The 25,194-nt window shown below is 72.1% G+C and carries 23 protein-coding genes; 16 read left to right on the plus strand and 7 right to left on the minus strand.

From position 1 onward, the window contains the following. Nucleotides 1-2: 2 nt before the first annotated feature. Together ACRYRV_RS14775 and ACRYRV_RS14780 are read right to left on the minus strand one after the other, a co-directional pair. Nucleotides 3-1,130, minus strand: coding sequence for an extracellular solute-binding protein (locus ACRYRV_RS14775; RefSeq protein WP_444984632.1), 1,128 nt, complete (start codon nucleotides 1,128-1,130; stop codon nucleotides 3-5). Then, complete coding sequence (locus ACRYRV_RS14780; RefSeq protein ID WP_444984631.1) at nucleotides 1,117-2,874, minus strand: chloride channel protein; 1,758 nt, start codon at nucleotides 2,872-2,874, stop codon at nucleotides 1,117-1,119. The genes ACRYRV_RS14775 and ACRYRV_RS14780 overlap by 14 nt, the downstream gene beginning before the upstream one ends. Before the next feature lie 156 nt (nucleotides 2,875-3,030). Here ACRYRV_RS14780 and ACRYRV_RS14785 point away from each other — a divergent pair, with 156 nt between their 5' ends. From ACRYRV_RS14785 to ACRYRV_RS14815, 7 genes are read left to right on the plus strand one after another with little or no spacing between them, the layout of a single operon-like run. Further along, on the plus strand, nucleotides 3,031-5,640 hold the full coding sequence (locus tag ACRYRV_RS14785) for an ABC transporter substrate-binding protein (RefSeq protein ID WP_444984630.1): 2,610 nt from the start codon (nucleotides 3,031-3,033) through the stop codon (nucleotides 5,638-5,640). Continuing rightward, nucleotides 5,637-6,764, plus strand: coding sequence for an ABC transporter permease (locus tag ACRYRV_RS14790; RefSeq protein WP_444984628.1), 1,128 nt, complete (start codon nucleotides 5,637-5,639; stop codon nucleotides 6,762-6,764). The genes ACRYRV_RS14785 and ACRYRV_RS14790 overlap by 4 nt, the downstream gene beginning before the upstream one ends. Continuing rightward, nucleotides 6,761-8,107 carry an ABC transporter permease gene (locus tag ACRYRV_RS14795; protein WP_444984627.1) on the plus strand — a complete coding sequence of 449 codons (1,347 nt, stop codon included), beginning with the start codon at nucleotides 6,761-6,763 and terminating at the stop codon, nucleotides 8,105-8,107. Before ACRYRV_RS14790 ends, ACRYRV_RS14795 begins: the two co-directional genes overlap by 4 nt. Further along, on the plus strand, nucleotides 8,107-9,195 hold the full coding sequence (locus ACRYRV_RS14800; protein ID WP_444984626.1) for an ABC transporter ATP-binding protein: 1,089 nt from the start codon (nucleotides 8,107-8,109) through the stop codon (nucleotides 9,193-9,195). The genes ACRYRV_RS14795 and ACRYRV_RS14800 overlap by 1 nt, the downstream gene beginning before the upstream one ends. Continuing rightward, nucleotides 9,188-10,189 carry an ABC transporter ATP-binding protein gene (locus ACRYRV_RS14805; RefSeq protein WP_444984625.1) on the plus strand — a complete coding sequence of 334 codons (1,002 nt, stop codon included), beginning with the start codon at nucleotides 9,188-9,190 and terminating at the stop codon, nucleotides 10,187-10,189. The genes ACRYRV_RS14800 and ACRYRV_RS14805 overlap by 8 nt, the downstream gene beginning before the upstream one ends. A 59-nt stretch (nucleotides 10,190-10,248) precedes the next feature. Then, a complete protein-coding gene (locus tag ACRYRV_RS14810) occupies nucleotides 10,249-10,791 on the plus strand; it encodes a PH domain-containing protein (protein ID WP_444984624.1) in 543 nt (180 codons plus the stop codon). Next, nucleotides 10,778-12,394: a PH domain-containing protein gene (locus tag ACRYRV_RS14815; RefSeq protein ID WP_444984623.1), complete on the plus strand. Its 1,617-nt coding sequence runs from the start codon at nucleotides 10,778-10,780 to the stop codon at nucleotides 12,392-12,394. Before ACRYRV_RS14810 ends, ACRYRV_RS14815 begins: the two co-directional genes overlap by 14 nt. A gap of 56 nt (nucleotides 12,395-12,450) precedes the next feature. On the opposite strand, the gene ACRYRV_RS14820 is transcribed toward ACRYRV_RS14815, so the two are convergent. The 4 genes from ACRYRV_RS14820 to ACRYRV_RS14835 all read right to left on the minus strand — a co-directional run bounded on the left by ACRYRV_RS14820 (nucleotide 12,451) and on the right by ACRYRV_RS14835 (nucleotide 16,729). Next, nucleotides 12,451-12,849: a glutaredoxin family protein gene (locus ACRYRV_RS14820; RefSeq protein WP_253443364.1), complete on the minus strand. Its 399-nt coding sequence runs from the start codon at nucleotides 12,847-12,849 to the stop codon at nucleotides 12,451-12,453. A 99-nt stretch (nucleotides 12,850-12,948) separates the two neighbouring features. Further along, nucleotides 12,949-14,964: a M1 family metallopeptidase gene (locus ACRYRV_RS14825; RefSeq protein ID WP_445005906.1), complete on the minus strand. Its 2,016-nt coding sequence runs from the start codon at nucleotides 14,962-14,964 to the stop codon at nucleotides 12,949-12,951. A 3-nt stretch (nucleotides 14,965-14,967) separates the two neighbouring features. Then, nucleotides 14,968-16,134 (minus strand): ChaN family lipoprotein, encoded by a 1,167-nt coding sequence (locus tag ACRYRV_RS14830; protein WP_444984622.1) that lies wholly within the window; start codon nucleotides 16,132-16,134, stop codon nucleotides 14,968-14,970. A 124-nt stretch (nucleotides 16,135-16,258) separates the two neighbouring features. Further along, entirely contained in the window at nucleotides 16,259-16,729 is a 471-nt protein-coding gene (locus ACRYRV_RS14835; RefSeq protein WP_253443358.1) for an aminoacyl-tRNA deacylase, read from the minus strand. Between the two features lie 257 nt (nucleotides 16,730-16,986). On the opposite strand from ACRYRV_RS14835, the gene ACRYRV_RS14840 reads away from it, so the two are divergent. From ACRYRV_RS14840 to ACRYRV_RS14850, 3 genes are read left to right on the plus strand one after another with little or no spacing between them, the layout of a single operon-like run. Further along, entirely contained in the window at nucleotides 16,987-17,325 is a 339-nt protein-coding gene (locus ACRYRV_RS14840) for a hypothetical protein (protein ID WP_309636483.1), read from the plus strand. Nucleotides 17,326-17,356: 31 nt separating this feature from the next. Further along, complete coding sequence (locus ACRYRV_RS14845) at nucleotides 17,357-18,490, plus strand: acyltransferase family protein (protein ID WP_444984621.1); 1,134 nt, start codon at nucleotides 17,357-17,359, stop codon at nucleotides 18,488-18,490. Further along, nucleotides 18,487-19,545: a serine hydrolase gene (locus tag ACRYRV_RS14850; RefSeq protein WP_253443351.1), complete on the plus strand. Its 1,059-nt coding sequence runs from the start codon at nucleotides 18,487-18,489 to the stop codon at nucleotides 19,543-19,545. The genes ACRYRV_RS14845 and ACRYRV_RS14850 overlap by 4 nt, the downstream gene beginning before the upstream one ends. On the opposite strand, the gene ACRYRV_RS14855 is transcribed toward ACRYRV_RS14850, so the two are convergent. After that, entirely contained in the window at nucleotides 19,542-19,946 is a 405-nt protein-coding gene (locus tag ACRYRV_RS14855) for a RidA family protein (RefSeq protein ID WP_253443349.1), read from the minus strand. The two genes, ACRYRV_RS14850 and ACRYRV_RS14855, sit on opposite strands and share 4 nt — an antisense overlap. Nucleotides 19,947-20,089: 143 nt before the next feature. Between ACRYRV_RS14855 and ACRYRV_RS14860 the strand changes: the two genes are divergently transcribed. The 6 genes from ACRYRV_RS14860 to ACRYRV_RS14885 all read left to right on the plus strand — a co-directional run bounded on the left by ACRYRV_RS14860 (nucleotide 20,090) and on the right by ACRYRV_RS14885 (nucleotide 25,011). Beyond that, nucleotides 20,090-20,668 (plus strand): TetR/AcrR family transcriptional regulator, encoded by a 579-nt coding sequence (locus ACRYRV_RS14860; RefSeq protein WP_309636486.1) that lies wholly within the window; start codon nucleotides 20,090-20,092, stop codon nucleotides 20,666-20,668. 142 nt (nucleotides 20,669-20,810) lie between these two features. Then, complete coding sequence (locus ACRYRV_RS14865; RefSeq protein WP_444984620.1) at nucleotides 20,811-21,473, plus strand: DUF1326 domain-containing protein; 663 nt, start codon at nucleotides 20,811-20,813, stop codon at nucleotides 21,471-21,473. Continuing rightward, entirely contained in the window at nucleotides 21,470-22,288 is an 819-nt protein-coding gene (locus tag ACRYRV_RS14870) for a DUF2182 domain-containing protein (RefSeq protein WP_253443343.1), read from the plus strand. The genes ACRYRV_RS14865 and ACRYRV_RS14870 overlap by 4 nt, the downstream gene beginning before the upstream one ends. Nucleotides 22,289-22,437: 149 nt before the next feature. After that, nucleotides 22,438-23,673: an RNA polymerase sigma factor gene (locus ACRYRV_RS14875; protein WP_444984619.1), complete on the plus strand. Its 1,236-nt coding sequence runs from the start codon at nucleotides 22,438-22,440 to the stop codon at nucleotides 23,671-23,673. 85 nt (nucleotides 23,674-23,758) lie between these two features. After that, nucleotides 23,759-24,604 carry a YciI family protein gene (locus tag ACRYRV_RS14880; protein ID WP_444984618.1) on the plus strand — a complete coding sequence of 282 codons (846 nt, stop codon included), beginning with the start codon at nucleotides 23,759-23,761 and terminating at the stop codon, nucleotides 24,602-24,604. Next, complete coding sequence (locus ACRYRV_RS14885) at nucleotides 24,601-25,011, plus strand: YciI family protein (RefSeq protein WP_253443339.1); 411 nt, start codon at nucleotides 24,601-24,603, stop codon at nucleotides 25,009-25,011. The genes ACRYRV_RS14880 and ACRYRV_RS14885 overlap by 4 nt, the downstream gene beginning before the upstream one ends. Nucleotides 25,012-25,194 lie beyond the last annotated feature (183 nt).

The raw sequence follows: 25,194 nt of genomic DNA on the forward strand, positions 1-25,194 counted from the left end.
CCTCAGGGGCAGGGGACGTTTACGGAGCGGTGGCAGCCGTCGGTGGCCAGCCAGGCCTCGAAGTGGTCGTCCAGCCGCGCCCGGGTGCGGGCGTACCACGCCTCGTCCTTGATGATGGCGCCGGCGGCGTTGAGGGGGTGAGTGGGAATATGCAGGCGCATGTCCAGGCCGCTCTCCGGGTGGGTGGTGACCTGGAGGGCGGCCGAACGACGCGCCGGCCCATAGGGAATGCGCCGGGCCAGCTCGGCGAGCCGCTCGGTGGTGGTGGCGAAGCGGATAAACTCCCGGGCGGCCTCGGGGCGGGCCGCGCCCCGGGGGATCGCCCAGGCCTCGTGCTCCTGGACCTGGGCATCCCAGAGGATCTCGATGGGGGCATCCTCCCGGAGCATGGCGTCGAAGAAGCGGCCGTTGTAGCCCGAGGCCATCACTACCCGGCCCTCGGCGAGCAGCCGCGCCGGGGTGTCGCCGGCCTCCCACCAGTGGATCGTCTCCAGCTCGGCGAGCCGCTCCAGGGCCAGGCGCAGGCCCCGCGGGGTGCTGAGAAGGCGATAGAGCTCCTCCCGGGGGACCCGGTAGGAGCGCAGGGCCCACTCCAGGTTGACCGCCGGGGTGCGCTGCAGGGCCCGGGGCCCGGGGAAGCGCTGCTGGTCGAAGAGGTCGGCGATGGCGGTGGGGCGACGGCCGGGAAAGGCATCGCGCCGGTAGGCCACCACGGTGGCGAACACCGTATGGGTCAGGGCGCAGCGGCCGATGGCGTCGGGGAGGAAGTCTCGGGCCGGCGGCGTGCCGTCCGGCGCCGGCGCCGCCAGGTCGGGCGGCAGCGGCGCCAGCAGGCCCGCCTCGCAGGCCGCCATGGCGTCGCTGCGGGTCATGTCGATGAGGTCCCAGGGCACCTCGCCGTCGGCCACGGCCCGGCCCAGGGCCTCGAGGCCGCCGTCGTACTGATGGACCTCCACCTCCCGCCCCGTCAGCGCCGTGAAGGGGGCGAAGAGTGCCTCCCGCTGAGCGCGCTCGTAGGCGCCGCCCCAGCTCAGCACCACCAGGGCGTCGTCGGCAGGCGTCGCGGCGGAGGCCGGCAGGCCGGCCAGCATCAGCCCCAGGGCGAGGATCAGTCGTCTAGCCACTGCCATGCTCCTCCCGTCTCAGGGTATCGCTCTGGATCCGGTGAGCCCGGGCGATGCCTGCCTCGTAGACCACCCCCAGGAAGGCGTCGCCCCGGTCGGCATCGACCACGGCGAGGGCCTCGCCGGTCACCTCCTCGAGCCGCGCCATGGCCTCCCACAGCGAACTGTCGGGGTGCAGCACCGGCCGGTCGGCGTCGCTATGGTCGCCGACAGGGTGCCCGGCGCCGCCGGCCTGGTGGGCGGCCTCCAGGTCGTGGAGCAGGACACAGCCCCGGTAGCGCCCCCGGGCATCGACCAGGTAGGCCTCGCCGTGGCGTGCCCGGCCCAGGGCGGCGATCGCCTCGCCCACCGGCGTCTCCGGCGGCAGGGTCACGCACTCCGGCGTCAGCTGCTCGGTGACCGGAGTGGCCTGGAGGACGGCGCGACTGCGGCCGGCGGAGAGGTCCAGGCCGCGCCGGCCAAGCTGGATATCGAACAGGGAGCGGCCGAACAGCTGGGCCGCGATGGGGCTGGCCAGGGTCACGCTGGCCAGGGCGGCGGTGGTCAGGGCGTAGCTGCCGGTCAGCTCGAAGACGATCAGCAGGCTGGTCAGCGGCGCGCCGATCACCGGGGCGGTGACCGCCACCATGCCGCAGACCGCATAGAAGATGAAGGTGTCCGGGGTGGCGCCGCCGACCAGGCCGACCAGGGTGCCGCAGAGGGCGCCGAACAGGGTGCCGATCACCAGGGCGGGGCTGAAGACCCCGCCGCTGAAGCCCATGCCCAGGCAGAGCGCGGTGGCCGCCAGCTTGAGCAGCAGGACCAGCAGCAGCTCGCCGCCGCCGAAGGCGCCGGCGATGGTAGCGAAGCGTAGCGTCTCCTGGCCCATGCCGAGGATATCCGGCACCCAGAGGGCGGTAAGCCCCAGCAGGGCACCGGCCAGCGCCGGGCGCAGCGGGGCCGGCAGGGGCAGCCCGGCGGCGAACTTGCCGACGCGGAGGATGGCGTGCATATAGGCCCCGGCGACCAGGGCGCCGAGTCCGCCGATGACGACGAAGAGCGCGAACTCCCAGGGGCGCGGCACGGCGGTATCGGCCACGTGGAAGAGGGCCCCCTGGTCCAGCACTGTGGTGGCCACCACGTAGCCGACGATGGCCGCCGCGGCCACCGGGGCGAAGGCGCGCAGGGCGTAGTGGCGCAGCACCACCTCGTGGGCGAAGACGATGCCCGCCAGCGGCGCGTTGAAGGCGGCGGCGATGGCGGCCGCCACGCCGCAGGCGATGGTGATGTTGTCCTCGGAGCGCCCCAGGCGCAGCAGCCTGGCCCCCTGGGAGCCCAGGGTCGCCCCCAGGTGGACCAGGGGGCCGTACTGGCCCACCGAGGCGCCGGCGCCCAGGGAAACCATGGCGCTCAGCGCCGTGATCCCCCCGGCCCGGGCCGGCAGACGGCCCCGCCGCGTCTGGACCGCGGCGATGACGTCGGCCGGGGCATGGGGGCGGCGCTCGGGAATGGCGCGGTGAAGCAGCCCCACCAGCAGGCCGCCCAGGGCCGGCACGACCAGGGTGGCGGCCACCAGGAGGCCGGGGTGGTCGACCATCATGCGGCTGCGTGGCGAGATCAGCAGCAGCTCGTTGAGCCAGAGCACCGCCGTCACGAAGCCCACCGCGGCCAGGGCGGCAACCCCGCCGACCGCGGCGCCCAGCAGCACCAGGCCGAGGAAGCGCAGCACCGCCACGGGGCCGCGCTCGGTGAGTGCAGGATCGGGGGGCATGTCTCAGGTGTAGGCGTCCCGGGCGCCGGGGTCCACCAGCGGCGGCCGCCCCCTGGGACAGCGTTGAATGCCTGCCCGCTCCTCTGCCTGTCCTTCAGCGCCACGGCTAGGTCACAGTAGGCTTGGAGCCAATGGGTGCGCGAGTCGGAGCGGGGCATGAAGGGAGTGGGTCTGGGCATCAGCGCGCTGCTGCTGGCGGCGGTACTCCTGGTGGCGCTGTCTCCCGACCGTGAGCGCACGGAGCGGGAGGCGGGGCAGCGGGCGGGAACGGTGGCGGGCGCGGTGGACGCCGCGGCCCTGGCCGAGCGCCAGGGCGCGCTGCTCGACGAGATCGTCTTCCTGCGCGAGACCGACCTCGGCCGGGTCACCGGGCTGATCGAGGCGGGCAGCCATCAGCTCTTCAGCCAGGGCATCTCCAGCCCCACCGTGGTCAATCGCCTGCGCGACTCGGTGCAGGCCGACATGGACCTGGCCTTCGGCACGTCCAGCGAGCTCACCCTCAACCCGGCGGGGCCGATCCTGGCCGACGGCAGCCTCAACCCCTTCGCCCTGCCCGAGATCCGCGAGGCCCTCAACTGGCTGGTCGACCGGCGCCACGTGGCCGAGGAGCTCTACGGCGGCCTGGCGGTGCCGCGCACCCTGCCGCTCTCCACCGCCTTTCCCGACTACGCGAGGCTCGCCGAAGAGTCCCGGGCCCTGGAGCTGCGCTACGCCCATGACCCGGACCGCGCCCGGGAGGCCATCGACGCCGGCATGGGCGAGCTCGGCGCCGAGCGCCGGGCCGGGCGCTGGTTCTTCGACGAGGAGCCGGTGCGCCTGCGCCTGCTGATCCGCACCGAGGACGAGCGCCGCCGGGTGGGGGACTATCTCGCCAATCTGCTCCAGGGGCTCGGCTTCGAAGTGGAGCGCCGCTACCGCACCGCCGAGGAGGCCTCCAGGCTCTGGATCGCCACCGACCCCGCCGCCGGCGAGTGGCACCTCTACACCGGGGCCTGGATCTCCATCGTCATCCAGCGCGACCAGGCCGACAACTTCAGCTTCTACTACACGCCCCGCGGCCGCGCCGAGCCGCTGTGGCAGGCCTATCGCCCCGCGCCCGAGTTCGACGAGCTCGCCGACCGGCTCTCCCGGCGGGACTATGCCAGCTGGGAGGAGCGCCAGGCGATGATGGCTCGCGCCCTTGAGCTGGCCCTGGTGGACTCCTCCCGGGTCTGGCTGGTGGACCAGCTCAACGCCTCGGCCCGAGCCGCCAACGTGGAGGTGGCGGCGGACCTGGCCGGCGGCGTCTCCGGCTCGGCGCTGTGGCCCTACACCCTGCGCTATACCGACCGGCTCGGCGGACGCCTGGTGGTGGGCCTGCCGGGGCTGCTCGGGGAGCCCTGGAACCCGGTGGCGGGGAGCAACTGGGCCTTCGATCGCATGATCACCCGGGCCACCCAGGACCCCGTGGTGCTGCCCGACCCCTATACCGGGCTCTACCACCCCCAGCGCATCGCCCGCGCCGAGCTGGCGGTAGAAGCGGGCATTCCGGTGGAGCAGACCCTCGACTGGCTGACGCTGACCCGGGAGGCGCAGATCGCCGTGCCCGGCGACGCCTGGGTCGACTGGGACGCCCTGCACGGGCGCTTCATCCCCGTCGATGAGGCCCATCCGGAGGGGCTCACCGCCCGCACCCGGGTGCGGGTCCACTACGATCCCGAGCTCTTCGCCCGGCGCTGGCACGACGGCTCCTGGCTGACCCCCGCGGATTTCGTGCTGCCCTGGATCCTCGACTTCGAGCGCGCAAGCGAGGCAAGCCCGCTCTTCGATCCCGCTCATCTGGCCACCTTCGAGGCCTTCCGGCGCCACTTCCGCGGCTGGCGAATCCTCTCCACCGAGCCCCTGGTCATCGAGGTCTACAGCGACCAGATCTTTCCCGACGCCGAGAGCATCGTCGCCGCCCGGGCGCCGAGCCCGCTGCCCTGGCACGTGCTGATGCTGGGGATCCTCGGCGAGCGCCGCGGCGAGCTGGCCTTCTCCTCCAACAAGGCGGACCGCCAGCGGGTGGACTGGCTGAGCCTGGTGGCCGGCCCCAGCCTGCCGGTGCTCGAGCGGCTGCTGGCTGGGGTGCAGGAACAGCTGCAGGAACCGCTGTCGCTACCCTATGGCGACGCTCTGGGGGACTGGCTGGCGCCCGGGGAGCCGGAGAGGCGCTTTGCCGCCCTGGACGCCTGGCAGCGCGCCTTCGGCCACTTCTGGGTGGGCAGCGGCCCCTACCGCCTGCACTCGGTGCATCCGGTGGAGGGCAGCGTGGTGCTGCGCCGCTTCGAGGGCTTTCGAGATCCCGCCGACCGCTGGCTGGGGCTGAGCCGCGCCCCCATCCCCGAGCTGCTGCTCGACGGCCCCCTGGTGGTGGCGGCGGGCCGGGCCCCCGGCGCCAACGGCCTGGCCGCCGGTGGGCGCGAGGGGCGGGAGGGCGCCGAGTTTCGCCTGGCGGTGACCGTGGAGGGGGCGCCCTATCCCGAGGAGGAACTCCGCGAGGTGAGCTACCTGCTCTTCGACGGCGACGGCGCCCTGGCAGGCCGCGGCGAGGCCGAGCCCCTGGGGCAGGGCCAGTGGCGGGTGCGCCTGGATGCCGAGACCCTGGCGGGGCTGGGCAGCGGCGCCAATAGCCTGGAGCTCGCCGTGATCAGCCGCCGGGTGGCGCTGCCGGCCTTCGCCTCCCATGTCTTTGCCACTGTGCCATCCGGCGAGACTGTGCCACCCGGCGAGGAGGTGCCCCGATGAAGCCCGTCTCCGCGGGGAGGCCCGTCCGCCCCGACCTGCGACGCTCCCGGCTGCGCGACCTGCGCCATCTGCTGCTCTATGCCGCCGCCCGCCTGCTGGTGCTGCTGGCCACGGTGGTGGTGGGCGTCTACCTGACCATCCTGGTGGCCAATATGGGCGGCCAGGTGGATGAACTGCGCCTGGTGCAGATCCGCAGCGAAGCGGTGGAGGCGGTGCGCGCCGATCCCGCCTTCTTCGACATGCCCGGCGAGGAGCGCAGCGCCCTGGTGGAGCGCCAGGTGGCCCTGGAGGTGGAGCGGCTGCGCCTCGACCAGCCCTTCATCGTGCGCAGCTTCGACTACCTCAGGCGGGCGATGAGCCTCGACCTGGGCCGCGCCGAGCAGATGCACAGCGACCGCGGCTCCCGGGAGGTGCGCGACATCATCGTCGAGCGCCTGCCGGCGACCCTGCTGCTCTTCGGCAGCGCCAACCTGCTGGTCTTCTTCACTGCGGTATTTGCCGCCCTGCATCTCTCGCGGCGCTACGGCAGCGCCCTGGATCGCACCGTCATCGCCCTGGCGCCGAGCTCGGCGGCCCCGGGCTGGTTCTACGGCATCTTCCTGATCCTGTTCTTCGCCTTTCTCTTCCCGCTGCTGCCCGCCGGCGGCATGGTCACCGCGCCGCCCCCGGAGAGCCGGCTCGAGTACGCGGCGAGCCTGGCGCGCCACATGCTGCTGCCGGTGGCGGCGATGTTTCTCTCCTCGATCTTCGTCTCCATCTACTCCTGGCGCACCTTCTTTCTGATCCACTCGAGCGAGGACCACGTGGAGATGGCCCGCGCCAAGGGGCTCAGCGCCCGGCGCATCGAGCGGCGCTATATCCTGCGCCCGACCCTGGCGCCCATCATCACCAGCTTTCTGCTGATGCTGATCGGCCTGTGGAGCGGCGCCATCATCCTCGAGCAGGTGTTCAACTGGCCGGGGCTCGGCTCGCTGCTCTTCCAGGCCATCGGCCACCGGGATACCCCGGTGATCATAGGCGGCGTGGTGATCTTCGCCTATCTGCTGGCGGCCACGGTCTTTCTGCTCGACTTCCTCTATGCGCTGCTCGACCCCAGGGTGCGGGTCAGGGGAGGGCGCTCATGATCGCCTGGCGCAGCGCCCGCTGGCGGGAGCTGGCCCGCTACCCCTCGGCCATCGCCGGGGTGGCCATCATCCTGGTGCTGGTCGGGGTGGCCCTGGCGGCCCCCCTGGCGGTGCCCTACGGCGAGGCCCTGGAGCGCTGGCGCGGCGGCGAGCGCTGGCAGCACCACCCGGTCAATGCCGCCCCGGTGTGGGTCGACCGCCTGGGCGGCGGCAGGGCGCCCACCACTCGGGTGATCGCCAGTCGCGACGTCGAGGCGGAGGTGCACCCCTTCCCCGGGGGGCGGCGGCTGACGCTGCCGCTCACCTTCGACTACGCCTTCGACGACTTCCCGAGCGAGCTCAACCTCTTTCTTGCCGCCGAGGGGCACGCCCGGCCGCCCTTCGTGCGCCTGCTGTGGCAGACCCCCGACGGCCGCGAGATCCCTCTGGGGGGCCATCGGCTCGGCGAGCGCGAGCGTATCTCCATCTCCCAGGATCGCGCCCTGGCGCAGCGCCTGGGCGGCCTGGCGCCCCATATCGGGCTCTTCTCCGCCGAGAAGGCCGAGGGGGAGGCGGGCGCGCCGAGGCTGCAGACGGGGCGCTACGGTCTGGTGCTGGAGGCGGTGCTCTTCGACGCCGAGGCGCCCCTCGAGGCGGAGCTGGTGGTCTACGGGCGGGTTCACGGCATTGCCGGCACCGACCATCAGCGGCGCGCCCTGAGCCTGGCGCTGCTCTGGGGCACGCCGGTGGCGCTCGCCTTCGGGCTGATCGCCGCGGTGGGCACCACCCTCACCACCCTGGTGATCGCCGCCGTGGGGGTCTGGTACCGGGGCTGGGTGGACGCCGTCATCCAGCGGCTCACCGAGGTCAACATGATCCTGCCGGTGCTGCCGATACTCGTGATGGTGGGCACCCTCTACTCCACGAGCATCTGGCTGATGCTCGGGGTGGTGGTGCTGCTCGGCATCTTCAGCGCCGGCATCAAGACCTACCGCGCCATGCTGCTGCCGATCCGCGAGGCGCCCTATATCGAGGCGGCCCGGGCCTACGGCGCCTCCAACCTGCGCATCGTGATGCGCTACATGCTGCCGCGGATCCTGCCGGTGCTGGTGCCGAGCTTCGTCACCCTGATTCCCACCTTCGTCTTCCTGGAGGCGTCCCTGGCGGTGCTGGGGCTCGGCGATCCGGAGCTGCCCACCTGGGGCAAGGTGCTCAACGACGCCCAGTCCCAGAGCGCGCTCTACAACGGCTACGTCTACTGGGTGGTGTCGCCGGCGCTGCTGCTGATGCTGACCGGCCTGGGCTTCGCCATGCTCGGCTTCGCCCTGGATCGGGTGTTCAATCCGCGGCTGAGGAGCCTGTAATGGCGACAACGACGACAGGCGTCGCGGCGGGGGAAGCCCTGCTGCGGGTCGAGGCGCTGGCCCTGCACTACCGAACCCGCCAGGGAGCGGTGCGCGCCGTGGACGGGCTCACCTTCGATGTGAAGCGCGGCGAGGCGCTGGTGGTGCTCGGCGAGTCGGGCTGCGGCAAGAGCTCGCTCGCCCGGGCGCTGATGCGCCTGCACCCTCGCAACCTGGCCCACCACGGCGGCCGGGTGTGGCTGGGGGAGACCCTGATCAGCGAGCTTTCCGATGAGCGCTTTCGCCGCGAGGTGCAGTGGTCGCGGCTGGCGCTGGTGATGCAGGCTTCCATGAACGCCCTGAACCCGGTGGTCAAGGTGGGGGAGCAGGTGGCCGAGCCGCTGCGCGAACTGAAGCGCTGGCCGAGGCGCCGGGCCCTCGAGCGCGCCGCCGAGGTGTTTCAGCGGGTGGGGCTGCCGCTGGACTTCATGGCCCGCTACCCCTTCGAGCTTTCCGGCGGCATGCGCCAGCGGGCGGTGCTGGCCATGGCGCTGGTGGCGGAGCCGGAGCTGGTGATCCTCGACGAGCCCACCTCGGCCCTGGACGTGCTGACCCAGGCGGCGATCATGAATGTCTTGAAGGAGATCAAGCGCGACCAGGGCACCAGCTTTATCCTGATCACTCACGACGTGGCCACCTCCAGCGAGCTGGCCGACCGGGTGGCGCTGATGTACGCCGGCGAGCTGGTGGAGACCTGCAGCGCCGAGCGCTTCTTCACCGCCCCGGCCCATCCCTATTCGCGTATGCTGATGGAAAGCGTGCCCCGGCTCCATGAGCGCCGCCGGCCCCGGGCCATCGCCGGTCAGCCGCCGAGCCTGCTCGACCCGCCCGGCGGCTGCCGCTTCGCCGCGCGCTGCCCGGCGCGCTTCGCCCGCTGCGCTGAGTCGCCGCCGGCCTTCGTGCCGGAGACCGCCGACGGGGCGGGAGCAGGCGTGGAGCCAGGGGGAGAGCCAGGCGTGGGGGACGAGGTGAGTGGCGGGGTGAGAGAGAGCCGCCACCGGGTGCGCTGCTGGCTCCATGCGCCGAGCGGAGGAGGTGAGCATGGCTGAGACGCCGCTGGTGGAGGCCCGGGGCCTGCACACCTGGTTCGAGCTGCGCCAGTGGGGCTTTCTGCGCGTGGGGGCGGTGCGCGCCGTGGACGACGTCAGCTTTACCCTGGCCCGGGGCGAGGCGGTGGCCTTCGTGGGCGAGTCGGGCTGCGGCAAGAGCTCCCTGGTGCGCACCCTGCTGGGGCTGCATCGCCCCACGGCGGGGGAGGTGCGCTGCGAGGGGCGCGATCTGGCCTCGCTCGGGGGCGCCGAGCTCAAGGCGTGGCGCGCCCGGGTGGGCTATGTGCAGCAGGACCCCTTCGGGGCGCTGCCGCCCTTCCTGGACGTGCGCCGCATCCTGGCCGAGCCGCTCAAGGTGCATGGCGTGAGCGACCGCGCCGAGCGCGAGCGGCGCATCCGCGCGGCCTTGGAGGAGGTGCGCCTCACCCCGGTGGAGGAGTTTCTGGGCAAGTTTCCGCATATGCTCAGCGGCGGCCAGCAGCAGCGGGTGGTGATCGCCCGGGCGCTGATCCTCGAGCCGGCCCTGGTGATCGCCGATGAGCCGGTGTCGATGCTCGACGCCTCGGTGCGGGTGGAGATCCTGGAGCTCTTGCGGGGCATCCAGCGCCAGCGGGGCCTGACGCTCGCCTTCGTGACCCACGACCTGGCCACGGTGCGCCACTATGCCGAGCGCATCCTGGTGCTCTACGCCGGCAAGGTGGTGGAGAGCGCCCCGGTGGAGGCGCTGCTGGATGCCCCCGAGCACCCCTATACCCGGGCGCTGCTGGGCGTGCTCTCCGACCCCGACGCGGCCAACGCCACCCGCCAGCGGGAGGTTCCCCCCGGCGAGCCGCCGAGCCTGATCGCCCCGCCGGCCGGCTGCCGCTTCCACCCGCGCTGCGCCCGGGCCATCGCCGGGTGCTGCGAGGTGGAGGCGCCGCCGGAGATCGCCACCGCCCCGGCGCGTCGGGTGGCGTGCTGGCTCTTCGACGAGCCGGCCCCGCCCGCGAACTGAGCTGGCCGCGCGTTGCTCGGCCGCATGGAACACGCACCGGAAAACAGGAGACGCCTGCCATGTCCTTTCACAATGAGGCCCTCGACCCGGCGGCGCTGCCGCGCTGGGAGCGGGTCGCGCTGACGCCGGTCTCCCGGCGCCTGGCACCCTGCCATGCGCTGTCGGTCATTGGCCGCTGGGCCCTGGTGGCGGGGCTGGTGTGGCTCTTTCCCGCCCCGGCCGAGGAGCTGGCGCGCTGGAAGCCCGCGGCGGCGGGCGGGGTGCTGCTGCTGGGGCTCCTCCTGGCCGGCCTGGGCTGGGTCGAGGCGCGCCGGCGCGGCTACGCCCTGCGCGAGCACGACCTGATCTATCGCCGCGGCCTGCTGGTGCAGCGTAGCCGAGTGCTGCCCGTCGCCCGCCTGCAGCACGTGGAGACCCTCAGCAACCCCCTGGAGCGCGGCTTCGGGCTGGTCCGGCTGGTCTGCTTCACGGCTGGCGGGCGCGGCGCCGACCTGGTGCTGGAAGGGCTTCCCGCCGAGCGCGCCGAGGCGGTCAAGCAGCATCTGCTGGCCAGGGTGAGCGGCACGCCGGCGCCGAGGGAGGACGGCGATGACGCAGCCTGACCCTGACGCCCCGGCGCTTGAGGGCTGGCAGCGCCTCTCGCCCTGGGCCATGGGGCTCCTGCTGATCAGCGGCGGCGCCTCCCTGCTGCGCCAGCATCTGCCGCTGGTGGCCGGTGCCGGCGCGGGCCTGGCCATGGTCGAGCGCATCGGCCTGCGCGAAATGGCCCTGGGGGGCGTGCTGCTGCTGGGCGCGGCGCTGCTGCTCAGCCTGGCCTACTACCGGCGCTTCCGCTTTCGCCTCGACGGCGATCTGCTGATCATCTGCCGGGGGCTGCTCGAGCGCCGCGAGTTCAAGGTGGCGGCGGAGCACGTTCAGCAGGTGGAGATCCATCAGCCGTTCTACATGCGCCCCTTCGGCCTGGTGCAGTGGCAGGTGGAGACCCGGGCCGGCGAGGCCTCGCGGATCGCCCTGCCGGGTATTCGGCGCGACGTGGCCGAGGCCCTGGACCGCCGTCTGCGCCCCGCCGGGGGCGTAGCCAAGGCAGCGTCGGAGCCCGACGAGGCCGCCGCTGAGCCGGCCCGGCCGGCTCCGCGCCTGCGCTATCGCATCACCCCCGGCGCCCTGGTGCTGCATGGCCTGGCCAGCCGCTCGGTCTACGTGATCGCCGCCATGCTCTCGCCGCTGGTGCGTCCCCTGGAGCGCTGGCTGCACGAGACGCTGCCGCAGACGACACCGCCGGCCTGGCTGCCGACCTCAGCCCCGGCGGCGGTGGCGCTGGGCATGGCGGCGCTGCTGCTGGGGCTGGCGCTGCTCTCGGTGCTGGCGGCCTGGTGGCGCTTTCACGGCTACCGGCTCCACGACGACGACGGCGAGCGCCAGCGCCAGGTGAGCGGGCTCTTCAACCGTCGCGAGCAGGTGCTGATGCTGTCGCGGCTGCAGGTGGTGGAGTGGGTGCAGACCGGCCTCGGCCGCCTGCTGCGGCGCGGCTATCTGGTCTGTCACCAGTTTGGCGCGGCGGGGGGCGCGGAGGCCGAGGCGCGGCGCTTTGTGGTGCCGGGGCTCGGCCTGGCCGACGGGCGCCGGCTAGCCGGCGTGTTCTGGCCCGGGCTTGCGATGGCCACGCCCCTGGCGCGGGTCGAGCCGCTCTATCGGCGGGTGCTTTTTCTGCGGATGCTGCTGGCGCTCCTGGCCGCCGCGCTGGTCGGCGCCTGGCTGCTGGTTGGCGCCGTGCTGAACGGCGAATCCGCCGGCGACGCCGCATCCGGCGGCCTGGCGCTGCGCTCGCTGGCCCCGGGGGCAGGGCCCGGAGTGCTTTCGGCGGTCTTCCTGGTGGGTCTTGGGGGGCTGACCGCCCTGGCGGCGCTGCTGGCCCAGCTGCGCTGGTGCGCCCTGGGCTGGGCCCGGGAGGGGGAGTACCTGATCGTGCGCCAGGGGCTTCTGGGGCAGCGCACCCGGCTGTTTCCCACGGGCAGCCTGGTGGCGGTAGAGGTGCAGCAGAGCTGGCTGCAGCGCCGCCGCGGCGTGGCGACGCTGCATCTCCATCTGGCCAACGGGCCGGTCACGCTGCCCTATCTGCGCGCCGAGCGGGCCGATGCCCTGGCCAATCGGCTGCTGGCGGGCGTGGAGGCCGAAGGCTCGGCGCCAGCGCCCTCGTTGCGGTGACCCGCGGCGGCGCCGAATCGGTCCCGCGGCAGGCGGGGGGTGTCAAACGGAGAGTGTCACGCGGCCTTGCCGAAGCGCTTGTGCAGCCAGGCGTTGATGGCGTCGGACTCGTAGAGCCACTCGTCGCTGCCGTCCTCGTGGGTGATCTTTAGGCAGGGTACCTTGATGCGCCCGCCGCCCTCGGCCAGGGCCTTGCGGTGCTCGGGGTCGAGCTGGGCGTCGCGCACCTCGATCTTCTTCAGGCCCAGGCGGGCGATCTCCTTGCGCACCTTGACGCAGAAGGGGCAGGTGCGGAACTGGTAGAGGGCGAGATTCTCGCAGGCGCGGTCGACCTCGGCCTGCTCTTCCGGGGTGCGCTCCACGGACTGGGGCGTGGAGAGTTTCTCGGCGATCAGCACGACCGGCGCCAGCACCAGGCGCAGGCCGCGAAAGAAGGTGCGGATGATGATTCGCATCGGTGAAATGGACCTCTTTTGAGTCGGGCTGGGATCAGGAAAAGCGGCGCCCATGATGCCTGGCCGGGCGCGCGCTGGCCATCCCCTGGCCCTCTCTGGTCACTCCGGGGGGAACGCCACCCTTAGCGGATTCTCGCCTGCCGGCCAGGTGCCGGCGCGGCGGGTCTCGCCGTCTTCATCCAGTACCAGGTGGCTGCGCTGGCCGTGGTGGCGCAGTCGGGCGGCCAGCAGGGCGAGGCTTTCGGCATCGTCGCCGCTGAGCAGGCCGATGGGGTGGTCCGGGTGCATCCAGAAGCGCGCGCGACCCGCCGTTTCCAGCGTTTCCTGTTTCAGGGCGTCCCGCGGCGGGGCGCTGAGGCCCTGCGACCGGCGCCATTCGGCAACCTGCTCGGTGGTGCCCACCACCAGCAGCGGCGGGGCGTCATCCAGCCCGGCCTCGGCGGGCCACGTCTCGAGCCGACGGGCCAGGGCGCGCTCGGCCAGGGGTTCCAGCGCCGGTGTCAGGGCGACGAGCCTGGTGTCGGCGTCCAGCAGCAGGCGGCGCAGCAGGCTGGGCAGGGCGCCCGGGTGGCGGGCCAGGTCGGCGTCGGGGTCCACCTCCAGCGCCAGGGGGCGCTCGCCCAGGGGGATTCCGAAGGGCTGGCGCTCGCTCTCCATGTCCTGATTCAGGGTCACCGGCCCCGACGCCGTCTCCACCACCAGCGGCACGGTCAGCGGCCAGGGGGCATTGTCGCCGCGCTGCACCAGCTCGCCGCGCAGCCAGAAGGTGCCGCTTTCGTCCTCGAGGCGCACCCCCTCCAGGGCCAGGTCGGGGCGGCCGGAGCGGTCGCGCCAGGCGCTGAAGAAGGGCGCCAGGTCCTTTTCGGCGGCGGCACTGAAGGCGGCCTCCAGGGCCTGCCAGTCGGCGCGGCGATGCATCCAGGCGTCGGCCAGCTCGCCCAGGGCCGCGTCGAAGGCGTCGTCCCCCAGGCGCTTTCGCAGCATATGGAAGAGCAGGGCGCCGTGCTGGTAGCCGATCAGGCGCCCGGCGGGGTCCGGTCCGCCGCGAAAGTCGCGCAGCCTGCCGGTCTGCCCGGAGGGCAGGGCGGCCAGGTCGCGCAGCCAGCCCCGGCGCAGCTCGGCGTCCTCGCCGGCCGCCTCGGCCACGGCGTGATCCGCCAGGTAGGTGGTCAGCGCCTCGGCCCAGTTGCCGTCGGCGTACTCCACCAGCACGCCGGCGCCCCACCAGGCGTGCATGATCTCGTGGGGTAGTGAGGTCTCGGGAATGAAGGGCAGCGGGATCACTCGCTCGCCGAGCAGGGTGAAGCCGGGAAAGGCCACGCCTACCGGCGCCGGCGAGGCGGCGATGCTGAAGCTCGTGAATGGAAAGTCCCCCAGGCGCTGCTCGAAGGCCTGAAGGTGCGCGGCGGCCCTGTCCAGGTAGGTGGCGCCGAAGGCGGCGTCCAGGGCCTCGGGAAAGAGCACCCGCAGCGTCACGCCGTTGACCTCGCGTTCGCGCCGCTGCCAGGGGCCGGTTGCCACCTCCAGCGCCAGGGTGTGGGGGTGCTGGAAGCGGGCGAGCCGACCCTCGGCCGTGGTGCGCTCCTCCACCAGGGAGCCGCTGGCCACCGCGCGCTGGGTGGAGGGCGTCTCGACCTCGACCACCAGCGGGCCGGCGCGTTCGGCCAGATGGGGATACCAGCCGGCCCGGGTGGGCAGCAGACTGCCGGCCTCCGAGAGCCGGAGGCCCCGTTCGCCGCTGCCTTCGCCGAGGCGGCCCGACCAGCTTAGTGAGATTTGGCCCGGGCAGGGGGCGACCCGCCACAGCCCCTCGCCCTCGTGGGCCACCGCCAGCGGCGCGTCGTCGCAGCGCGCCGTCTCGACCTCAAGGCCGGGCAGCAGCCGGAACTGGCCGCCCCGGGGCAGCGCCTGGACCAGCTCGCCGGCGAGGGTGCGCCCCGCGGGATCCAGGCGCAGGCTCAGGTGTCGCTGGGCAGGTTCCTGGAGAGGCGCGTCGGCGCCTTCCGGGGCGCTGGACGCCGCGGCCGGCCCCGCCCAGGCGGAGGCGGCCAGCAGGGCAGGCGCCAGCCGCGCCATGGCTCGGCCGGTGCTCAGGGGCTTCAGGCGGCACGGCATGGCTCAGGGCGTCCCGTTACGCAGCGGGAAGCGGGCCAGCAGCTCCTCGCGCTCGCCATCCCGGCTGACGGTGAGTGGCAGCACGGTGCCCGGGGTCTGGCGGCGCACCAGGTCGGTGAGCTCGCCGGGGCGGCGCAGGGGGCGGCCGGCGGCCTCGGTGATCAGGTCGTCGCGCCTGAGGCCCAGGGATTCCGCCAGGCTCTCTTCCATGACGCTCATCACCCGCACGCCCCCCTCGGCGGTGCCGATCAGCACGCCGAGGCGCTGGGGCTCGGCGGGCTCGAAGGGCGTCTCGTCGCCCAGGATAAAGAGGGCGTCGGCGATGCCCTCTGGGGGCGTGCAGCTCTCCTCCGCGCTCCAGGGCAGCAGCGTCGCCGTCTGTTCGATGCCCAGATCGGCCAGCTGATGGGGGACGCCGTGGCCGTAGGTCACATGGCCGCGCCCCATCAGGCCCACCACCAGGGGCGTGTCGGCGCTGGCATCGGCCAGCCCCTGGGCCATGGCGCGGTCCCAGACCAGCTGGGCGGCCACGAAGCGTTCGAGCCCCGCCTCGGGGTCCTCGGCGCTGGGGTGGTTGGCATAGACCTCGGCCAGCGCCTCCCGGTACCCCTCGGAGGCGGAGGTGGGCGGGGTGATGGCGTGGCGCTCCTCCGGGGGGATCGCCTCCCACCCCTCTTCCGCGATGCGCTGGCGCAGGGCCGGGGTGACGTTGAGGGCCAGCAGCGGGATGCGCTGCATGCGCGCAAAGTGCAGGATCGGCAGGTAGGCGTCTGGGTCATAGCCCCAGCTGCCCAGCCAGTCGCTCTCGGCCAGGAAGCCGGCCTCGTCGAGCTCGCCGGCCACCCAGGCGTCCAGCACCGGCTGCGCCTCCCGGGGCAGCATCTCCAGGCCGATGGCCATTCGCGGCTCATGGGCGTGCAGGCCGGCCAGGGTGTGCAGCTGCCAGCGGTGGTGGGCCAGGCGCTCATGCTGTTCGCCGAGCAGCACCACGCGGCGCTCGGCCAGGTCGGCCAGCAGCGCGGCGGCGTCTGCTGCCTGGCCATGGTGCTGCCACTGGCCGGGGGCAGGGCACTCATCGGCCAGGGCGGCGGCGGGCAGTCCGGTGAGGAGCAGGGCAAGGAGGGGAGCGGCAAGGCATGGGGGAGACGAGCGGAAAGCAAGGCGCGGCATGGGAGCTCCTGGGGGCAGGTCGGCGGGACTCAGGCCGCTACCATAGCGCAGTCGGCGCCCCGGCAGGAAAGGGCCGCGATCAACGCGGATCGCGGCCCGGCGGGCACCACCTCATGTGCCCGGGTCAGTAGTGGCGGCTGAAGCGCCCGTGGGGGCTATCGTGCATCAGGCGGTCGAACTCCCGCCCGCTCATATGGATCAGGGTCTCGTGGTCGCCGGCATCGAAGTAGACGTCGGGCTGGTGGCGGAGCATGTCGTCCACGTAGACCTGCAGGCCCCAGGCCTGGCCGACCGGGGAGGTGGCGCCGGGGTCGCAGTCGCGAAAGTGCTCCTGGATCTGCTGCTCGGAGGCCAGCGCCACCTTCTCGTGGAGCAGCTGGGAGAGCTGCTCGAGATCGGCATCGCAGCTGCTGGGCACCACGGCGAGGCGATAGCCGGAGTCGCTCTGGAGCATCACCGCCTTGGCCATGCGGTCGCCGGAGATATGAGACTTCTCGGCGATACGGCTGGCGGTCGTTTCGCGGGGGTGGGGTAGCTCCTCGAAGTCGATATCGCAGGACCTCAGGTACTCCTGCAGGGTCATCGGGATGGTCATGGCACTCTCTCCTTCGGCCGGTTGGGCCGTGAACTGGCGGTGGTTGCCTCCCTTCAGGTTGAACGTGTTGTCCCTCCCTTGAGGATAGTCCGCTTGCCGCTATGCAGCCGGTTGGCTGGGGCCCTAGACTCAAAAGTATCGGAGCACCGGCATGTATCGAGACGGGGTCGATAAGGCCCTGACGGTGTAGCATGGGCCTGGCCTTCGAGCCGGCTCTGCACGGTCACTACTCAATCCCCCTGCCCACGAGGTCCCCGATGATGTCTCGCCTGCTGATGCCTCTCCTGATCCTTCTGCTGTGGCTCGGCGGCTGCGGTGGCGACCCGGGCCCCCGGGAGGCGCCCCTGGCGGTGCTGGCCACCGACGGTGAGGCCCTCGACGGCAGTCGGGTGGTCACCGAAGGGGTGGTGCGCCACTTCGAGGAGCCGCTGCACTACTGGGTCGAGGATGAGGGCCTCAACCGGGTAGAGCTCTTCCCCCATGACAAGGTTGCCTCCCTGCTTGGGGAGCGGGTGCGGGTGGAGGGTGAGTTCGCCTTTTCCCGGGAGGAGGGGCGACGCCTCACCATCGAGAGCATCGAAGTGCTGGACGACTAGCGCCGGGAGACGGCCTTCAGGAGATCGATAGATGCAAGGGAAGGCAATCCGCGACCGGCTCGCCGAACGCGCCCAGCTGCCCCGGGCGGAGGGGCGTATCGAGGCCATTGACCTGGCCCGGGGCGTCGCCATCGCGCTGATGATCCTCAGCCATGCGGTGAGCGGGCTCTATGGCATCCGCCAGCTGCCCGACTGGGGCCTGGTGCCGGTGCATCTCGTCACCAAGTTCTCCTCCTCGCTGTTCATCGTGGTGTTCGGCATCGCGCTCGCCGTGGCCTTCCTGCCCCGGGTAGGGGAGGCGGACTGGCCCAGGCGCCGCCTGCGCCTGATGCTGCGCGGCCTGGAGGTGCTCTTCTGGTACAAGGTGCTCACCGTGGTGGAGATGATGGCCATCTTCCCCCGGGAGGACATCCTCGACGCCCTGCTCTATCAGCGCTTCCCGATCTGGGTCGAGATCCTCGGCTTCTACGCCATCGCCCTGCTCTGGCTGCCCTGGGTGCTGCCGCTCTGGTGCCGGCTGCCGCTCTGGTCGCGGCTGCTGCTGCCGGTGGCCATCGCCCTGGCCGCCGGCTGGCTGGAGCGCCACGCCACCTTCTGGGGCATCGAGCCGCTCAAGGCGCTGCTGGTGGAGGATGCCGACCACTACACCTGGGGCCAGCTCTCGCGGTTGCCGCTGGTGCTGCTGGGCCTGCTGGTCGGTGAGGCGCTGCTGCGCGGCTACTGGCGCGCCTGGCGCGCCCGGCTGCTGCTCGCCATCGCCGGTGGCGGGGCGCTGATGCTGCTCGCCTTCTTCTCCCTGGCCGTCGCCGCCCCGGAGGCCTCGGTCCACGACGCCCTGATGGCGGTGGCGCGCAATGCGGGCAAGCACCCGCCGGAGCTCGCCTTCATGCTCTTCAGCCTGGGCGGGGCCCTGGTGATCCTGGCGCTCTGCCTGCAGGGCGGCGCGGCGGCGGCGCGCTGGCTGCGCCCGCTCACCCTGATCGGTAGCGACGCCCTCAAGGCCTTCATCTTCCATATCGTGGTGATCTTCGGCGTCTTTCGGTTCCTGCTCGACGCCTGGCGGGTCTACGACTACCCCCAGGTGCTGGGCATCGGGGTGGCCCTGGTGCTGGCCACCGCTGGCTGGATCGCCCTGACCGGCTGGTTCCGGGAGAAGCGGGGATGAGGTGGCTCGCCGCGATTGTGCTCTCGAGCCTGGTCATGGCCGCCCCGGCCCTGGCCGGCGGCGCTTGGGAGTCCGAGCTCGAGGCCCGGCTGGCCGCCCTGGAGGCCGAGGGCGATGACGAGATCGGCCTTTACGTTCAGGAGCTGGGGGCGGGCGGCCTGACGCAGGGGGGACAGCCGTTCGGCTGGCGCGACGATGAAACCTGGTACCTGGCCTCGCTGATCAAGGTGCCGGTGGCCGTGGCGCTGCTGGCGCGCCGGGAGACGGGCGAGCTCTCCCTCGACGAGCCCCTGGTGCTCGAGGAGCGCGACTATGTGGACGGCGCCGGGCCCACCAACTGGGCGGAGCCGGGCACGACCCTGACCCTGGGCGAGCTGCTCGAGCCGATGCTCACCGAGAGCGACAACACCGCCACCGACCTGCTGATCGGCCGGCTGGGGCTTGGCGCCGTGAACGCCCGCGCCCAGGCGCTCTCCGGGGGCGGGCTCGGTCCCATCACCACGCTGCTGGCGGTGCGCCGCGAGGCCTATGGGCAACTGCATCCGGGGGCGCGAGAACTCACCGGGATGGACTTCATCCTGCTGCGCCAGGTCGAGGATGACGAGCAGCGCCTCGATGCCCTGGCCGAGCGACTCGGCGTGACGCCTGCGGCCCTGGCGCTGCCCAGCCTGGATGCCGCCTTCGCGGCCTACTACGCGAGCGGGCTCAACGCCGGGCGCCTGGACGCCTTCGGCGCGCTGCTCGCCGCCATCGGCGAGGGGCGGGCGCTGGGCCCCGCGGCCACCGCCGAGCTGCTGGCCATCATGGCGCGCACCACCAGCGGCGAGGCGCGGCTCAAGGCGGGCCTGGGTCCCGATATCCGCTTCGCCCACAAGACCGGCACTCAGCACCTGCGCAGCTGCGACGCCGGCATCGCCTTTCGCGGGGCGGGGGCCACCGAGCGGCGCTGGGTGGTGGTCGCCTGCACCCGGGGAGAGCGGGATATCGAGCGCTCGGAGGCGACGCTGCGCGAAGTGGGGCGGGCGATTCGTGAGTCGGGGTGGCTGGGGCCCTAATCACCTCTCTCGTCATCGGCCGGGCGCCGGGCCATCACCGTGATCTCCACCCGGGCGCCGCCGAAGAGCCGCGGCGACTGGGTGCAGGTGCGGGCCGGATAGCGTGGCGTCTCGAAAAACTCGGCGTAGACGGCGTCCATGCGGCGGATATCCTCCAGGTTGGTGATATGCACGTCCACCCGCACCACCTGCTCCATGCCGCAGCCGACCGATGCCAGCATGCGACGGATCCGCCGCAGCACCAGATGAGTCTCGCCCTCGATATCTCCCAGCACCGTCTCGCCGCCCTGGATATCCACGGCGGTCAGCCCCGACAGAAACACGTAGCGGTCGTCCAGCACCATATGGCTGCCCGGAAAGAGCGGAACCGGCAGGGTGGGATCGTTGCGAAATTCGGGCATGGAGCCTCCGGCGTCACGGCGGGTGGTGTCGACACTATAGCGCCCGCGCCGGTCGTCATGCGACGGAGCCGTGCCGGGTTGCCTTGACAGCTCGGCTGGCGGGTCTAGATTGTGAGTAGACCGGTCAGTCTAGTGGAGGTGAGATGGCGACAACCCGCGAACGGCTGCTCGAGGCGGGGCTTCGTCTGCTGCTGGAGCACGGCTACAACGACCTGGGGATCCAGGTGCTGCTGAAGGAGACCGGCATTCCCAAGGGCTCCTTCTATCATCACTTTCGCAGCAAGGAGGACTTCGCCCTGCAGGTCGTCGATCGCTACATGGAGGAGGTGCACCAGGGCCTGGACCTTTCCCTGGGCGACACCCGGCTCGCCCCGCTTGCGCGAGCCCGGCGCTTCTTCGAGCTGTCGCGGGACAAGTACCGTCGGGATGGCTATATGGGCTGCATGCTGGGCGGCCTGGGACAGGAGCTCTCCGGCGTGAATGCCACCTTTGCGGCCAGGATCGAAGCCTGTTTCGGCGAGATCAGCGGCCGTATCGCCAGCTGTCTGGAGGAGGCGCGCCAGCAGGGTGAACTCCCCCAGGATGCCGACCCGCGAGAACTGGCCAATCTGCTGCTCAACTGCTGGGAAGGCGCTGCCCTGCGCAGCCGCCTGCTGCGAGATCCGGCCCCCCTCGATCGGATGCTGGATTTCACCTTCTCGGCGGCGACCCGGGCGTCATGACGAAGCGCCAGGAGGTTGCCAGGGACCCGGCCGCACCAGGCGGCCTGTGGAGCGCGACTGCCCCGGCGTGGCCGGTGCCGTGACCGCTCACGACATCTCACCACCCGGGGAAATCCAACCCTGACGCTGGTGGAGGTGCGCCATGAACATCACAACGACAAATACCGCAGCAACAGACACCGCAACGGCCGATGCGAGCTACCGTCTGGAAGGCACCATGCTGGAGCTCTGCTCCTGCGCGGTGTCCTGCCCCTGCTTTATCGGCGAGGACCCGGACCGGGGCGAATGCTTCGGCGTGATTACCTTTCATCTGGAGAAGGGCGAGGCCCGTGGGGTCGACGTCTCGGGGCTGAGCCTGATCAATGTGGCCCATATCCCGGGTAATGCCCTGGCCGGCGGCTGGCGCTCGGTGCTGCTGGTCGACAGCCGCGCCGACGATGCGCAGGCCGAGGCCCTGCTGGACGCCTTCGGCGGCAAGCTGGGCGGGCCGCTGGCCGACCTGGCGAGCCTGGTCGGGGAGGTGGTCGCCGTCGAGCGGGTGCCGATTACCCATGAGGCCTCTGAGGCCAGCGGGCGCCTGGAGGCCGAGGGGATGGTGGAGGCGGAGTTCGCGCCCATCCAGTCCTCGCCGGATGGCAGCACCGCGACGCTTTACGGCAGCGCCTTCACCACGGTGAAGGGGGCGCCGGCCTATCTCGGCAAGTCGGTACGCTACCGGGTGACCCTGCCCCAGCACGGCATGGCGTGGTCCTTCGACGGCCACAACGCCATCCAGACCCCCTGGATGATGGAGCATCGGCCATGAGTGCCGTTACACAAGCGCGCCCTGCCTGGGCGGGCGCGCCACTGCTGATGGGGGCCATTCTGCTGGCCTGGCTGCTGGCCATCACCGCCGAAGTGACCGGCGAGGTGCAGTGGGTGCACCATCACCGGCTGGTGGTCGACGGACTGGCCCTCTGGGCCAGCCTGGCGCTCTTCCTGGTGGCCTGGCAGGTGCATATCGCGGCGATGATGCTGCCCACGACCCTGCCCATGGTCGGGCTCTATCGCCAGGTGGCGGCGGGGCAGCCTCACCCCCGCCTGGCGCGGGTCAGCTTCCTCTCCGGCTACCTGGTGGTCTGGACCGCCTTCGGCGTGGCGGCGCTGGTCGGCATGGCCCTGCTGGAGGGGCTCGGTGCCCGCTGGCACTGGCTGCACCAGCGGCCCGAATGGTTGGCCGGTGGCGTGCTGGTGCTCGCCGGGGCCTTCCAGTTCTCCGCCCTCAAGGAGGCCTGCCTGGACAAGTGCCGAGCCCCTCGCGCCTTCCTGCTCAACCACTACCGGCGCGGCGTGGCCGGCGGCTTCGCCCTGGGGCTGCGCCACGGGGCCTTCTGTCTCGGCTGCTGCTGGGCGCTGATGCTGGTGATGTTCGTGGTCGGGATCGCCAACCTGACCTGGATGGCACCGCTGGCCGCCCTGATGCTCTACGAGAAGGTGGGGCGTCACGGGGCGCGCCTGGCGCGCCCCGTCGGAGGCCTGCTGATCCTGCTCGGGCTGCTGATGATGGTGGATCCGGCCTGGCTGCCGGGCCTCGTGCCTGATCATGGGGGGCACGGCAGCCCTCTCCATGGCGCCCACTGATCCATGGCGCCCATTGCGGCGCTTCTCGACTCGACGACAGGCGAGGCGGGGCCCGGCATGGGCGTCGCCTCGCCCCCTGCTGGTCAACGGCCAGGGTGATGCGGCTTGCCGTCTATGCTGAAGGGATGTCCAGGCAGCGGTGATTCCCCATGCGCATGGAGCAGCAGATCGGGCGGCTCTACCGGCAGCACTCTGCCAGGGTGCTGGCTACCCTGATCCGGCTGACCGGTGATTTCGACCTCGCCGAGGAGGCGATGCAGGAGGCCTTCGCCAGTGCGGTGCAGCAGTGGCCGGGGGAGGGCGTGCCCGAGCATCCCGTCGCCTGGCTGATTCGCGTCGGCCAGCGCCGCGGCGTCGACCAGATCCGGCGGCGCCAGGTGATTCGCCGCCATGCCCGGGAGCAGCCCCCTCTGGAGGAGGAGCCCCCGCGGACCGGGCTCGATGCCGTGACGATCGAGGACGACATGCTGCGCCTGCTCTTCACCTGCTGCCACCCGGCGCTGGCCATGGCGGACCGGGTGGCGCTCACCCTGCGCGAGATGTGCGGCCTGACCACCGAGCAGGTGGCCGCGGCCCTGCTGGCCAGGCCCGCTACCCTGGCCCAGCGTATCGTGCGAGCCAAGCGGCGCCTGCGCGAGCTGGGCCTGCCCTACGAGGTGCCTGAGGCCGCGGCCCTGCCGGAGCGCCTGACCGGCGTGCTGCGGGTGCTCTACCTGGTGTTCAACGAGGGCTATTCGCGCAGCGACGGCGAGGCGCTGCTCGACGTCAGCCTGGCCGAGGAGGCGATACGCACCGCCCGCGCGCTGGTCGAACTGCTGCCTCGGGGCGAGGCCTTCGGCCTGCTGGCGCTGATGCTGCTGCATGATGCCCGCCGCGCCGCCCGCCAGGGCGCCGACGGCGAGCTGATCCCCCTGGAGGAGCAGGATCGAGGGCGCTGGGACCGGGAGCGCATCGAGGAGGGCCGGGCCTGGCTGGCCCGGGCGCTGGAACTCACTCCCACCGGCCCCTACACCCTGCAGGCCTCCATCGCCGCGGTGCACGCCGAGGCGCCCCGGGCCGAGGACACCGACTGGGGGCGCATCGTGCGGCTCTATGCGGCGCTCCAGCGCCGCCAGCCCTCGCCGGTGGTGGCCCTCAACCAGGCCGTGGCGGTGGCCATGCGCGATACCCCGGAGGCGGGCCTGCACCAGCTGGCGACGCTGGGGGATGAGGCTGCCCTGGCCGACTATCACCTCTTCCATGCCGCCCGGGCCGACCTGCTGCGCCGCGCCGGCCGGTCCGACGAGGCGCGCCTCGCCTATCGGCAGGCTCTCGCGCTGTGCGGCCAGGGAGCCGAGCGGCGCTACCTCGAACGCCGGCTGGCCGAGCTCGAGCGCTGCCCCTGAGGTGACGAAAAAATCTCCCGGCGGTTGTCGATTCCCGTCGAGCCGGCGCGACTCCAGGGGGCAAGCCACAACGGAGGAAGATGGAATGCGTTATATGATGATGCGCAAGGCCGATGCCCGGACGGAGTCGGACCCCCAGCCGGACGTGGAGGTGCTCGCCGCCATGGCCGATTACAACCAGCGGATGCTCAGGGCCGGGGTGATGGTCTCCGGGGATGGCCTGAGGCCGAGTCGCGAGGGCTGCCGTCTGGTCTTTCGCGACGGCGAGCCCAGGGTGGTCGCCGGACCCTTTGCGCCCAGCGAGGAGCTGCTGGCCGGCTACAGCGTGCTCGAGGTCGACTCCCTGGAGGAGGCGATCCGCTGGGCCAGTCAGTGGCCCCCGGAGGACAGCAACGGCAACGTCACCCTGGAGCTGCGCCGCTACTACACCCTCGAGGACTTCGCGCCGAGCGCCGGCCTCGAGCAGCATCGCGTCCAGGCGCGGCTGCCCGACGAGCTCAACCTGCACCTGACCTTCCCCGGCACCTGCCGGGAGGCGATGACCTACTACGCCGAGGTCACCGGCGGCCATCTGGAGGCGCTGATTCCCTACGGCGAGACCCCGACCGCCGCTGAGGTCCCGGCGGACTGGCACGATCGCATCATCCACGCCTCGCTCAACCTGCGCGGTCGTCGGCTGATGGGGGCGGACATGCCGGGAGAGGACTACCGTGCTCCCCAGGGCGCCCGGGTGCACCTGGAGTATGACGACGAGGCCCAGGCCGCCGAGGTGTTCCGACGGCTTGCCGAGGGCGGGGAGGTCGCCATGCCCTTCGCCGAGACCTTCTGGGCGCGGCGCTTCGGCATGCTCACCGACCGCTTCGGGATGCCCTGGATGATCGCCTGCCGGACCGGCCACTGCCTAGATCAGGAAACGGGAGGTGCGTCATGAAGTATGCCGCCCTGGTCTACTACCAGGAGAGCCTGATCGCCGCCATGACCGACCAGGAGTGGCACGACCTCAATCAGGAGTGCGTGGCCGGGGTGGAACGGCTGACCGAGCAGGGGCACTTCCTCGGCGGCCAGGCCCTGCAGCCGGTGGAGAGCGCGGTCAGCGTGAGGCTGCGCGACGGCGAGCCGCTGGTCTCCGATGGCCCCTTCGCCGAGACCAAGGAGCAGCTGGCGGGCTTCTATCTGCTCGAGGCCCGCGACCTCAACGAGGCGCTGCGCCTCGCCGGGCGCATTCCGCCGGCGCGCTTCGGCACCGTCGAGGTGCGGCCGATCCGCGAGCTGCCGCCCCGTGACCCGGCACCCGAGACCGCCCCGTCGCGTCCCCCGACCGGAGGAGAGATCCCATGAACGATAACCCCACCCCATGCCCTTCGATGGCAAGCGGCTGATTTACGGCGGCTTCGAGGTGGTGGTGGACGAGTAGGGAGCGGCGCTGCCCCCTGCCATGGGCCGATTGGCCGGGGGCGGCTGGCATGGTATTGCTGGGGATGCCCTCCTCACCACAAGGACCCCCGTGATGCCCCAGCTCGA

The sequence above is a fragment of the Halomonas mongoliensis genome (assembly GCF_052496345.1).